General features: G+C 70.9%; 9 protein-coding genes. 2 read left to right on the top strand and 7 right to left on the bottom strand.

The genetic code is table 11. From position 1 onward, the window contains the following. Positions 1–136: 136 nt before the first annotated feature. Complete coding sequence (locus K8625_RS12755) at positions 137–973, top strand: Ig-like domain-containing protein (protein ID WP_141325697.1); 837 nt, start codon at positions 137–139, stop codon at positions 971–973. Positions 974–1,036: 63 nt separating this feature from the next. Here K8625_RS12755 and traB read toward each other — a convergent pair whose 3' ends face one another. The 4 genes from traB to K8625_RS12735 all read right to left on the bottom strand — a co-directional run bounded on the left by traB (position 1,037) and on the right by K8625_RS12735 (position 8,002). After that, a complete protein-coding gene (gene traB / locus K8625_RS12750; RefSeq protein ID WP_223782863.1) occupies positions 1,037–2,656 on the bottom strand; it encodes an outer membrane exchange protein TraB in 1,620 nt (539 codons plus the stop codon). Beyond that, positions 2,653–4,851: an outer membrane exchange protein TraA family protein gene (gene traA / locus K8625_RS12745; RefSeq protein ID WP_223782862.1), complete on the bottom strand. Its 2,199-nt coding sequence runs from the start codon at positions 4,849–4,851 to the stop codon at positions 2,653–2,655. The genes traB and traA overlap by 4 nt, the downstream gene beginning before the upstream one ends. Before the next feature lie 208 nt (positions 4,852–5,059). Beyond that, the gene (locus tag K8625_RS12740; RefSeq protein WP_223749584.1) at positions 5,060–6,130 is read right to left on the bottom strand and encodes a hypothetical protein; all 1,071 of its coding nucleotides are present in this window, start codon (positions 6,128–6,130) and stop codon (positions 5,060–5,062) included. 126 nt (positions 6,131–6,256) lie between these two features. Next, positions 6,257–8,002: a GTPase gene (locus K8625_RS12735; protein ID WP_223782861.1), complete on the bottom strand. Its 1,746-nt coding sequence runs from the start codon at positions 8,000–8,002 to the stop codon at positions 6,257–6,259. 115 nt (positions 8,003–8,117) lie between these two features. On the opposite strand from K8625_RS12735, the gene K8625_RS12730 reads away from it, so the two are divergent. After that, complete coding sequence (locus K8625_RS12730; protein WP_223782860.1) at positions 8,118–9,488, top strand: thioredoxin family protein; 1,371 nt, start codon at positions 8,118–8,120, stop codon at positions 9,486–9,488. 10 nt (positions 9,489–9,498) lie between these two features. On the opposite strand, the gene K8625_RS12725 is transcribed toward K8625_RS12730, so the two are convergent. The 3 genes from K8625_RS12725 to K8625_RS12715 all read right to left on the bottom strand — a co-directional run bounded on the left by K8625_RS12725 (position 9,499) and on the right by K8625_RS12715 (position 12,710). Continuing rightward, positions 9,499–10,677, bottom strand: a complete 1,179-nt coding sequence (locus K8625_RS12725; RefSeq protein ID WP_370641909.1) for a metallophosphoesterase — start codon at positions 10,675–10,677, stop codon at positions 9,499–9,501. A 34-nt stretch (positions 10,678–10,711) separates the two neighbouring features. Beyond that, entirely contained in the window at positions 10,712–11,836 is a 1,125-nt protein-coding gene (locus K8625_RS12720; RefSeq protein ID WP_046716674.1) for a helix-turn-helix transcriptional regulator, read from the bottom strand. A 469-nt stretch (positions 11,837–12,305) separates the two neighbouring features. Continuing rightward, positions 12,306–12,710, bottom strand: coding sequence for a hypothetical protein (locus tag K8625_RS12715; protein ID WP_223782858.1), 405 nt, complete (start codon positions 12,708–12,710; stop codon positions 12,306–12,308). Between the last annotated feature and the right edge of the window lie 9 nt (positions 12,711–12,719).

Below are 12,719 nucleotides of genomic sequence, written 5' to 3'. Positions count from 1 at the left end.
GCGGGAGGATACCGCCTGTCTGGACGGACGCTCCCGCGCGACGGGGGCCGGAAGCTGTTCGTGGGTATCACCGGAGCCGGCGAGCGTGGTTAAGATGGGCGCTGCTCCCGCCCTCGCTACCGTTGTCGACGCCGCCGTGAAGACGCCGCGCATTCCTTTTCGTTCCGTCCTCCTCGTTGTGCTCCTCGGGCTCCTGAGTGCTTGCGGTCCGACGCCCGGGTCCCTGACCTTCCAGCCGCTGGAGTCCCAGTTCCTGCGCACGCCCGGGCAGAGCGTGAAGCTGGACTACGTCGTCCTCGACACGGAGGGCGAACGCATGCGCGAGCCGAAGCTGCGCTGGACCAGCTCCGCGACGGACGTGGCCCTGGTCCAGGACGGCGTGATGACGGTGCGCAAGTCCGGCAAGACGGTCATCGGCGTGACGGGCGGCAAGGTGCGCGAGGCCCTCAACCTGGACCTGGTCATCCTCAACTCGCTCGACGTGCGCGCTCCGGGCGCGGACTTCCTGGAGGTGGGGCGCACCATCAAGCTGCGCGTGGTGGCTCGCAACGAGCAGGGCGCGTCGCTCCAGAACGTCACGCCGGAGTTCCGCTCGTCCGACGAGTCGGTGGCGAGGGTGGAGGACGGGCAGGTCGTCGCGGTGAAGCCCGGCTCGGCCACGGTGAGCGCGAGCCTGGGACACCTGGCGCGGCACATCGCGGTGCAGGTGGTGCCGGCGGACTTCGCGAGGCTCGGGCTGAACCTGACGCATCACCAGTTCCAGCGGCGCGGGCAGTCGGTGTTGCTGCTCGCGCGGGCCTTCAACCGCAACGGCGTGGTGCTCGACAGCGTGCCGCTGGAGTGGTTCACCTCGGATGCGTCCGTGGTGTCGGTGTCCAAGGATGGCCGCGTGACGGCCGTGGGCCCTGGGCGCGCCGTCGTCTCGGTGGTCGCCGGTCGTCGCCGCTCCGCCGCGGAGTTCGTCGTCCCCTGAGACTGTCGCGGGCGGGCACGGGGAGCGGACTCCCACGTGCCCGCGAGCGGCGACGGCTCGGGCCTACCGCTTCGGCGCGGGAGGCTTGGGGCCCGGCTGCTTCTGCCGGGGGCGCTTGCCCTTCTTGTCCAGGTCATCCGGGCAGGGCGGACGGGGGCCGTCGCTCGGCGGCTGGATGGTGAACTCGACGCGGCGGTTGAGCGCCATGCCCTCCTCGGTCGCGTTGTCGGACAGCGGGCGGCTGCGCCCGAAGCCCTGCGAGCACACGCGCTCGGCCGCCACGCCCGTCTCCACGAGGAAGCGCATCACGCTGGCCGCGCGACGACGTGACAGGTCCAGGTTGTACGCGTCGCTCGCGCGAGCATCCGTGTGGCCTTCCACCAGCACGCGGTCCATCTCCGGGTTCTCGTTCATCACCCGGGCGACCTCCTCGAGGATGGGGAACGACTCCGAGAGGATGACGTCCTGGTCGGTGGCGAAGTTCACCTGCTCCAGGATGACAATCTTGTTCTTCTCCCGGCGGGCCAGGGGGCACCCGTGTCGTCCGCGGCCACCCGCGGGCTCGTCCGGGCACTGGTCGAGGCGGTCCACCACGCCGTCGCTGTCGCGGTCCGTGTCCGGACAGCCGGCGTTCTCCACCGGGCCGGGCACGTCCGGGCACTTGTCGCCCGCCCCAATCACGGAGTCCCCATCCGGGTCGACCGGCGGCGGGGGCGGAGGCGGCGGCTCGGGCGGCTCCTTGAAGCGCTCCAGCGCCTCCCACTCGCGCGTCTTCGCCGGAATCCAGATGATGGACGTGAAGAAGCTCAGCGTGGGCGAGGCCAGCGAGCACCCGCAGCCCGCGCCACCGCCGAAGGTGAACGTCACGCCGGTGGAGCTGTACCAGCGCAGGCCGATGAGCAGCTCCGCGGGAATCTGCCGCTCCGCGCCGGGGGCCTTCTTCAGGGCCACCGCGCCGTTCACGGCGCCGAGCGCGGTGATTCCGCTGCCGCGCAGGATGGGGACCTCGGCGCCCAGGCCGAAGGGCGCCATGTCCCCGAGCGCCACGCCGTCGAAGACGCGGTCCGGCCGCTTCCAGAAGCCGCCGTTGAGCGCCAGGAGGATGCCGTTGCCGAAGCGGTAGTCGAGCACGAGGCCCGGTGCCCACGTCAGCTCGCCATCCCCCGCGAACGCGTCCTGCGCGCCCGTGGGGAAGCTCACGTTGAGCGTCATCGCGGCGCCCCAGCCCTTGCCCTCGGCGGGGCGGCGCATGCCGGGGATGGCCACCTTGCCGGTGAGGCGCAGGTCGCCGAGCACGAAGCTCTCCACGCTGCCCTCGGTGCCGATGACCTCCAGGTTCTGTCCGCCCTGCGCGAGGATGAGCGGCAGGTCCACGCCGAACTCGCCCCAGTCGAACAGGCCCACCATGGCCATGACGTCCAGTTGGAGGCGGTTGCCGACGAGGCTGATCTTCTCGAGGTCTCCGCCCTCGGGGACGAGGGTGAGGGGGTTGAGCGAGTAGCTGAAGTAGGGCCCCGCGGCCACGGACAGGTGCGACAGCGGACGGGACTGGGTGACGACGACCAGGTCCTGGGGCGCGGCCGACGGGCGGAACAGTTGGACGTCGAAGCGGGCGTCCGGTTGGGCGGAGGCGATGCTGGCCCCTCCCAGCGCCAGGAGGAGGGGCAGATGGAAGGGTTTCATCGGACGCGGCGGTGGGAGCGCAGGAGCAGCAGGCCCGCGGCGAGCAGGAAGAGGATGGTGGCGCTGCCGGCCGGGGTGGCGTCCTCGGTGGTGCCGCAGCAGAAGGCGCCGCCCTGAGGGTCGGTGCCGGGCTTGCGACGGCCGCGCTCGCACTGCTGGGTCTTCGCAGAGCAGTGCTGGACGCCGAGGCAGTCGTTGCTGTCTTCGCAGGACTCGGAGCAGGTCTTGTTCGCGGTGTCGCACGTCCCGCCGCAGGGGCAGTGGGCGTCGGCGAAGCACTCCACGCAGGCGGCGCCGTCGCAGACGAGGCCCGCGTCGCACGTCACCGCGCAGGCGCCGGCGTTCTCGCAGGTGCGGGTGGTGGGGTTGCACTGGCCGCTGCCGCAGTCGTCATTGTTGCGGCAGCCCACGCAGGCGCTGTTCTGGACCGAGCCGTCGGAGAGACAGAAGGGTGCGTCCACGTCGCAGGCCTCGCAGCGCGAGCCGCAGTGTCGGTCGGTCGTGCAGGAGCTGCATTCACCGCTGAGGCAGAACAGGCCGTCGCCGCACTCGAGGTCGGTGCGGCACTGGACGCAGACCTGGCCGTCGAGACAGAAGGGGCGCTCGCCGGGGCACTTGGCGCAGGCGGGACCGCAGGCCTCGGCGGTGTTGCACTCGGGGATGGCGGCGACGCAGGTGCCGTTGAGCGGGTCGCACTTCTGGCCCTCGGCGCACTGGTCGTCGGTGGTGCACTCCACGCACGAGGGCGAGGCGCCGGGCGTCAGGGCCGCGCACTGGGTGCCGTTGGGGCAGCAGTTGCAGGAGTTGCCGGCGCAGGCGTCGTTGGTGGCGCAGGGGCCGCACTGGTGATTGCCGCAGACCTCTCCGCGAGGGCACTGCGAGTCATTGTTGCACTCGCGGCACTCGTGGATGTCGGTCGCGCAGACCTGACCGTTGGGGCAGTGGGCGTCCTCGGTGCAGGGCACGCAGGTGGCGGTGGGCTCGTCGCAGACGGTGCTCCCCGGGCAGTCGCTGTCGTCGTTGCAGCCGGAGCACTGGTTGGTCGCGAGGTCACAGCGGCCGGTGTTCGGGCAGTCCTCGTCGCCGTTGCATCCGCGGCACGTGTTGTCGGTCAGGTCACAGCGGCCGTTCGGGCACTGTGAGTCCTCCGTGCAAGCCACGCACTGGGTGATGCCGTTGAGGTTGGCGCAGTAGGGGGATGAGGGGCCACAGCGGGTGCAGGACGCGCCGCAGAAGAGGGCGGAGTCGCAGGGGGCGCAGAGCGCGGCGCTGTTGCAGTAGTAGGAGGTGCCGCAGGTGCTGTTGCCCTGGGAGTTCGCGTCAGCGCGGTTGCACTGCTCACAGCGATTGGGGGAGCCGGCGTAAGCGGGGAGGCCGTTCTCCGTCTGGAAGAACTGCGCGGGCTGGAGCAACTGGAAGCCCGAGGTGTAGAGATTGATGATGGGAGTCTGGTTCGCGGCGCGCTCAAAGTCTGTGAAGGCGCTCGTGTTCACGGACATCTCGAGTGCAGCGTGTTCTCCGACCTGCGCGTAGAGGAGCTCTACCGCGTAGAGGCCTGCAGTGGCGAAGGAGACGGAGTTCGTGGTTCGCCAGGTGGGAAAGCCAAGCTGCGGAGGGCGATTGATGACTGTGTAGGATTGCGAGCGGTCGTAGATGACCAAGCTGACCGCGTCGTCCGAGTAGAACCCGAAATGCAGAGGCCGGCCCGCGAGTGCGTCGGTGATATTCAGATAACCGCGAAACCGCGAGACGAAGGGCGTGGTGTCGTCAGAGTCATTGATGATGTTGAAACTGCACCCGCCAATCGAACACCCCGGCAAGGTGACTTGCCCCTCGAAGTCGCCATAGCTCAGCGTTCGACCGTCGTTGAGGTTGTTGGACAGGTCGAACGGCGTGCGGAGCACGGTGGTGACGCGGGTCTGCCGGTTGGTGGCGTCCTCGAAGTACCCGTTGATGACGTCGAGGTACGTGCCTCGGGTCTGCGGAAACTCGCCGAGGGCACGGGTCCACACATTGGACGCGACACACAGGCCCTGTCCGTTCTCGTTCAGTGCGGGGACGATGGGCGGCCCGGAGACGACGACGTCAGGTAGCTTCTGGCCCCAGGCAGGGGAAGCCAGGAGGCACACCGATAGGACGGCGAGCGCGAGCCGCTCGATACTGAACAAGGGGGATTTCAAGGCGGGGGCCAGCATGCTGGAACCCTCTGACAAACTCAAATCCCCGGACACACGGGCCATCAAGCGAGGATGTGACGTGGCAGGTCAGGTGTTCCCAAGATGACCTGAGCCTCAACTCCGGCGCGGATGTGTCAGATAACCGGAAGAGTTGGAAAGTCCCGCCTCCTCGCGTGTGCGCACGAGTCCTACGCGGCGCGGACCTCCCCGCTCCGTCCCGGAGACGTCACGCCCGACGGCAGGCCACATCCCCATCCTGCGAGCGGATGAACGCGGCGGTCAGCTCGGTGCCCACGGCCGCGCCCAGGACCTCATAGGTGCGTCGCCGCGCGCCCCCCACCACGGAGGGCTCATGTGCGAGTGACTCCGGGTGTCGCACGAAGATGTTGTACCCCACGATGCAACCATCGGCGCGCAGCACCGTGATTCCATCCGTGGCCATCATCCCGCGCAGCAACTGCCCCGTGGCACGCACCGCCGTCGCCGCCGAGAACGTGGCGTCCACGTGGTAGCGGTCCAGCAACGCCACCACGTCCAGCGGCCGAGGCAGGATGATGCCATCCACGAACAGCGTGGAGCCCGCGCGCTCGCGAGGCAGCACCGCCACCAGCGTCCCATGGGACGTCTGCATCACCTCGAACAACACCCGTCGGAAGAACCCCCGCGCTCGCTCGCGACTGGCGCTCGCCACGCCCTGGGTGATGGCGTCCGCCAGCTCGTCGAGAATCACCGGCGGCGACGCCGACTCCACACGCGCTCCGGACAGGTACACGTGCCGGCACAGCCCACCGCCGGCGCGCAGCTCCAGCATGTTGTCCGCCAGCTGGAGCACGCCGACGACCCCCGCCTGCGCCTCTTCGACGCGGCGCAGCCGCTCCAGCGGTGACTCCGCGAGCGGGAACGGGTCCGTGCGGAACACGCCGTACGCGAACCCCTCCGGCACCCGCAGCAGGTACAGCGCCCACCACCGTCCCTGTCCCAGCTGCGCGCACTGCTTCAGCGCCCGCTGGATGGTGGCGCGCGTGCGCGGCCCGATGCCGATGGCGAGGGGGTCATGCCCGCCCAGGAGCGTGAGCATCCGCGCCAGGTCATCCCCCACGAAGGCCATGGGGAACAGCGGGGCGCCCTCCTCGCGGTAGCGCGAGAGCGTGACGATGAGCTCGCCGATGGAGTCCGCCGTCTGCGCGCACGTCATCCCGGCTTCGTCCAGGAACGTGCCGACGGCGTCGGTCAGCAGGTGGCGGAAGGAGAGGACCGGAGGTGGGGAGCCCGGTGCGTCGGGGTCCGAGCCATTCATGACGCGCGCAGCATGACGCATTGTCGCCGCACACGCACGGGCGGAATATCGCCCGTCCTGTCCGTCCGTCCCACCCCTTCCTCAGCGTCTCGGTTTCTCCCAGACGAAGAGGACGACGGCTCGGTCTCACGCCAGCTCGGCCCGGGTCGCCTCCAGGCGCGTCGCGGTGTGGTGCCACGCCTCCGCCAGCCCGTCGAGGTGCCCGAGCACGCCCGAGAAGAACCGCGCCTCCAGCGCCCGGGCCAGCGTGGCGCCGTGCGCGTCCGCCCACTTGCGGGTGACGCGGGCACGCACCTGCGCGCCCAGGAGGTCCACGAAGCGCTCCATCAGCGGCGTGGACAGGAGCGTCCCCGCCCACACCACCGCGTCATGCCCGAAGCCCCCGGTGGCCACCGTCACCACCGCCGCCGCGCCCGATGGCACCGAGTACACCAGCGTCGTCATCGCCTGGAGCAGCTCCTCGCGCATGCCTCCCTGCAGCTCGGCCGCCACCAGGTCGCGGCAGTACGCGTACAGCGTGGCGCGGTCCGCCGCGTGGGCATGCAAGGCCTCGAAGCCCAGCGGCTCCTCCAGCTTCGTCAGCGTCACCGGCCCGAAGGCCTCCGCCAGCAGCGCGCGCGTCGCCGGGTCCCCGCGCCACGCGGCGACCTCCGGCGCGAAGGCATCCACCAGCCGCCGCACTCCATCCGTCAACGTCGCGTCCACCGTGCGCGTCGGCGTCTCGGCCCCCTCGGGCTCCGGCCCCGTGAAGGACTGCCGCACCTTGCGGCTCACGTACGTCAGCGCCGTGGCCAGCCCCCGGAACGGCAGCCGCACCCACTTGTGGAACTGACTGCGCGCATCCAGCTCGTCGCGGAACGCATCGATGAGCACGTCCGCGGGCACCGCCTTCAGGGCCGCCGCGGCGCCCACGCCCTCGAGCTCGTGACGCAGCCGTTGCCGCAACCGCTCCGGCTCGCTCGCCGCGCGCCCCGCCGCGAGCGCCACCGCCCCCATCTCCGCGCGCGCATCCGCGAGCGACGCCTCCAGCGCCCGGGCCTTCAACTCCCGCGCGTGCTCGGCCTCACCCAACAGGGAGCCCAGCGCGGGCTTCCCATCCAGCGGCACCGTCGCCAGGGGACGCAGGCCTGCCTCCACCTCCGGCTGGTGCGGCGCCAGGTAGCGCGCGAGCGGCGGATGGCCGACATCCGAGGCCAGCTTGTCCAGGTGCCCGCGCGCCACCTCCTCGCGAGAGGCCTCGTTGTAGACGAGCAGGTACGGCCGCCCATGGCCGACCGCCGCGCGCAGGAAGTCCACCAGCGCGGCGTTCTGGTACGTCTGCCGGCTCACCACGAACACGAGCACGTCCACCGTGACGAGCAGCGCCTCGGCGCGCTCGCGGTTCTCCCGGTACACGCTGTCGAAGTCCGGCGTGTCCATGACGAGCAGCCCGCGCGGCACATCCTCGGCCAGCACCAGGTACAGCCGCCCGGAGGGCCCCGGCTGGTCCACCGGCGCCGACTCGCCCGACGCGACCGGCACCGTGTCGTAGCGGCGGGTGAGGAAGTCCTTCAGCGCGCCCGTCCAGGTCTCCGGGTGGGCCGCCGCCAGACACTGCTTCGTCAGGCCTCCCTCGGGCCTCGCGGGCGACAGCGACGCGCCCACCAACGCGTTGAACAGCGTGGACTTGCCGACATTGTTGGGGCCGGCGATGGCCACCAGCAGCAGGGGCGCGTCCGCCGAGCCGAGGCGGGGCAGCAAATCCCGCCGCAGCCGCTCCGCCAGCCGGCGGGCCAGGTCCGCGTCGGAGGGGTCCGGGAACCGCTCGGCGGCAGGGAGGGCGTCCAGGGCGGACGCGAGCGCGTCACGCAGGGTGTAGGGGTCTCGCGTCATCGGAGGTCCGCGCACACCAGAGCATGCGAACGGGCAGGTGCCCAGATGCTTGCGCGGTGGATGTCAGTTTCGGAGCAGGCGCGAGCGGCGCCATCCCGGGTGTAGGGTTCGCGCCATGCGCACCCTTGTCGCCAGCCTGCTGCTCTGGGGGCTCGTCGGCTGCACCGCCGCGAACACGAACACGCCCGTGTCCACGGAAGCGGCGCACGCCGGAGCTCCCCTGCCGTTCATCGAGGATGACTACGCCCGAGCCCTCGCGGAAGCGAAGGCGAAGGGGGTTCCCCTCTTCGTCGACGTCTGGGCGCCGTGGTGCCACACCTGTCGCTCCATGAAGGCGTACGTCCTGTCGGACAAGTCGCTGGCGCGCCACGCCGACCGCTTCGTCTGGCTGGAGGTGAACACCGACCTGACCCAGAACGCGGCGTTCCAGGAGAAGTTCCCCATCGAGTTCTGGCCCACGCTGTACGTCATCGACCCGCGCGCGGAGAAGCCGCTCCTGCGCTTCGCGGGCAGCGCCACCGTGTCGCAGCTGGAGAAGCTCTTCGAGGACGGCGAGCGCGCCTACAAGGGCGGCGTCACCGGCGCGGAGGCGCTGCTGGCGCGCGGTGACGCGCTCCATGCCGAGGGCCGCTCCGCCGAAGCGATAGAGACCCTGACGGAGGCCCTGGCCGAGGCGCCCGCCGACTGGTCCCGCCGGGGGCGCGCCCTGGAGTCGCTCATGACGGCGATGTACGGCGCGATGCAGGTGGAGCCGTGCGCGAAGAAGGCGCTCGAGCTGCTTCCGGGCACGCCCCGCTCGCTGTCGTGGGCCAACGCCGCGATGTTCGGCCTGATGTGCGCGGTGTCCATGCCCGAGGACGCGGCCGGGGTGAAGGAGCTGCGAAGCGCGCTGGAGGCCAAGGTGGTGGACGCCATGGGGGCTCCCGTCATCGAGATGTCCGGTGATGACCGCTCGGGGCTGTACGAGGCGCGCCTCATGGCGCGCGAGGTGGCCAAGGACGAGGCCGGCAAGAAGGTCCTCGCCGAGGAGTGGCTGGCCTTCCTGGAGGCCGAGGCCGCCAAGGCCCCCAACCCCGAGGCCCGCGCCGTCTTCGACGCGCACCGCATGGGCGCGGCCATGAAGCTGGGCACGCCCGAGCGCGCCATCCCCGCGCTGGAGCAGAGCGAGAAGGACCTGCCCCAGGACTACAACCCGCCCGCGCGCCTGGCCACGCTGTACCGGACCGTGGGACGGCTGGACGACGCGCTCGCCGCGAGTGACCGCGCGCTGGCCCGGGTGCAGGGCTCGCGTCGGCTCAGCGTGATGTCCGGCCGGGTCGACATCCTCATCGCGCGCAAGGACACCGCCTCCGCGGTGAAGACGCTGGAGGAGGCCCTCGCCTTCGCCAAGACGCTGCCCGCCGTGCAGACGTCGCCGCGCATGGTGAAGAACCTGGAGAAGAAGCTCGCCGGTCTCCAGGCCGAGGCCCAGCCCGCGCCCAAGTAGCCCGCGGGGTTCAGCGCGCCGTCGTCCGAGCGGCGGCGGCGCGCGTGTCCAGGTCGAACAGCTCGTAGGACTCGACGGGGCAGTGGCTCATGCCTCCGTCGACGAAGACCAGCGCCGCCTGGGTGTCTCGCGGTGGCGGCGGCGCGCCGTGGGCGCAGTCCACCCGGGTCCCGTCCGTCACCAGGTTTCGCACCACGCCGTCGCGCGGCGTCAGGTTCGTGACGCCCATCAGCTCCAGCACCCGCTTGTCGCGCGTGTGGCCCACCACCTGGGTGAGCCCCCTGGGCAGTCGCCTCGGGTCGAAGCGCCGGCGCGGCGTCTGTCGGGTGCGCTCGGCGTCGTCGGGCTTCAGGCTGGGGCGCTGGTAGAAGATGCCCGTGCCCTCGCCCCGCGCGGCGTCGCCCGGCTGGTGCAGGTGGGGCACCTCCAGCGGTCCGCCCTTCCACCGCGCCACCGCGTCATCCACCGCGCCGTTGAGCGCGCGCGCCACCGCGTCCGCGTCCGCGTGCTGCTCGGGGGCGAGCCCCACCAGGTCCAGGTCCTCCCGCGTCACGCCCGCGTGGAGCACGACGAGCCCGGGGCCCGCGGCGTGGGCGGTCCGGAAGCGCCGCGCGCGCAGGAGGAACTCCACCCACGTGCGCTGCGGCTCACGGAAGTTGCCGAAGTCGCGCGCCACCAGCTCCGCGGTGGGCACCTGGGGCCAGCGCTTCAAGAAGGCCTGCTCACCCGCCTCGTCCGTGTGGCCCTTCTGGTAGACGCAGTCCGCCTCCGCCTGCGCGGTGGCGAAGCTCGCCGCGTCGAAGCCCGCGAGCTCGCCCACGCGGCCCAGGTCATGATTGCCGAGCAGCAGGGTGACCTGGTCCGCCGGGTGCGCGGAGAGCCACGCCACCAGGGCCAGCGCGCTGTCCGCGGCGCGCTGACGCTCCTCGGGCGGACCCCAGTCGAAGTGGTCCCCCACGGAGACGAGCTGGACGTCGGGCAGGAGCCAGCCCTCCGCGCTCAACAGCCCGTGGTGGTCGAGGATGCCCAGCACCTTGTCGAAGTCCGCCTGCGGGTCCCCCATCACGAGGCGGCGACGCCGGGGGACGCCCTCGGGCGGGGCGGAGAAGGGGCCCGAGTCCAGCGCGTGTCGGGCGCGGGCGCGGGCGGCCCGGAGGCGGAGGGCTGCGGAGTCGTTCACTCCGCCCATTGTAGACGCGCGGGCCCCGCGGGCGCGCGCGTCATCAGGACGTCTGGAAGAAGCGCGCGATGAGGGCCGAGCGGCTCTCCACGTGGGCCTTGGCGAGCAGGTGCGTGACGTGGACCTCGACGGTGCGCTCGGCGCAGCCCAGCCGGCCGGCGATGGACTTGTTCGTCTCGCCCTGGACGATGTGCGTGAGCACCTCCGACTCGCGCGCGGTGAGCGACCAGCGCGCGGCCAGGGCCTGCACCCGCGCCGCGGCGCTCGAGGCCGTGCCCGTGTCGATGGCCAGGTAGTGCGGAGGCAGCCCGGGAGTACGCAGCGGCGTGAGCGTCAGCGGGCCCGAACAGGGCACCCCCTGCGCGCCCCGGCGCAGCTGCTCCATCAGCTCCGGCTCTCCTCGGTCCAACCACACGCGGCCCGCGCTGTTGGCGTGCACCACGCGGCCGCTGCGGCTGACCACCCAGGCGGCGCGCCCCAGGGCCTCCATCGCCACCTCCAGCGCGGTGGACATCAGCCCCGACTCGCGCAGCCGCGTCTCCATCGTCAGCCGCCGCTGCAGCGCGGGCGTCAGCGCCTGGAGCACCCGCTGCTCGCGCTCGGTGAAGGGCTCCTCGCGCATCAATCCCATCCAGCCCAGCAGCGCGGGGCCCTCGCACACCAGCGTGCGCAAAAAGGCCATGCGCTCCATCCCGAGCTGGCGATACACCGCCCCGGAGCGCACGTTGACTCGGTCCCTCTGCGCCTCCAGCTCCGCCTCGCTCAATCCCAGACGCCGCCCCACCTCATACGCGGGCAGGTCATGCAAGGGCATCTGCCGCGCCTCGGACTCCTGGAGCGAGCGGAAGTGCAGCGCCCGGTTGCGCTGGGCGGGCGCGGGACGTGCGGGGTCGTACCAGCCCCAAAGACTCTCCCGGTCCGACAGGAAGGTCTCCAGCGCGTCGAAGACCGCCTCCGTCGGCTGCGGGAAACCCGAGCTGTGGGAGTAGCTGACGTGGTAGCGGTCAGGTCCCACATCCACGCCGTAGGCCACCGCGCGCTCCGCCTTGAGCGTGTCGCGCAATGCCTCCAGGACCATGGGCAGGGACTCAGACCCCGGCTCCGCCTCGACGAGCAGGGCCTCCAGGTCCGCCAGGATACGCTGTTCCTCGGAATTCAAACGAATCAAGGTATCCTGAGTATACGATGCCAATGAGTGGCTCCCACTATCCCACCCGGACGTGGAAGTTGTGAGCTGTTGAGCATTGAGCTGCGACATGCCCTGGAGTCTGAGATGTCCGGGTGGAATCCGACATCAGGGGTTCCCCGGATGGTATTCCCATTGCGCTCGAAGAGACAATGAGGGGCAGGCCCACCGGGGGGGAGGGCCTTTCGCGGTAGGTTTCATGTGAGCGCGCGCCGGGGTCGAAAGTCGATGCCCGGCGCGTTGCCCTTGAACCCCGCACCTCCCCGCCGCGTAGCGCCCGACGCACCTCCTGGGATGCCCGCTTCGCGCCTGGAGCCTGTCCTGGCCTCCCAAGGCCGCGAAACATCATGTGTTCCAGGCTCGGCACGTCACTGGCTAATTGATTCATGGAAATGAATTCCTTCCGTGAAATTGCACGGTGTCTCGTCATGCTTTCACGTCGAACGAATGCTCATTCACCAGGGAGGGTGTCTGGAATGACGACCAGGAGCTCGGCGCGTGCGTTGGGAATGGCGGTGTTGCTGGCGGTGACGGGGTGCAGGACACCCGGGGCGATGGGCCATGGCGGGATGAGCGCGTCGGAGGGCTCGTCGGATGGCTCGGGCTCCGGCTCGGGCTCGGGGGACTCGTCGAACGGGTCCGGTGACTCGTCGAATGGTTCGGGCGACTCGTCGAACGGGTCTGGGGACTCGTCGAACGAGTCGGGGGACTCGAGCGAGCGGACCTCGCACAGCTCGGAGGAGGGCGGCTCCAGCGAGTCGCGCTCCAGCGACCGCAGCGAGACGGGGACGAGCGAATCGGAGAGCGGCGGGGAGGGGAAGGAGTCGCGCTCGGAGACGAGCAACAGTGACAACAAGGATGGGCG

Source organism: Myxococcus sp. AS-1-15, assembly GCF_020037055.1.
In the GTDB taxonomy this organism is placed as follows: domain Bacteria; phylum Myxococcota; class Myxococcia; order Myxococcales; family Myxococcaceae; genus Myxococcus; species Myxococcus fulvus.
The sequence above is the reverse complement of the archived record's forward strand: the minus strand, read 5'-3'. Positions and strand labels throughout refer to the sequence as shown.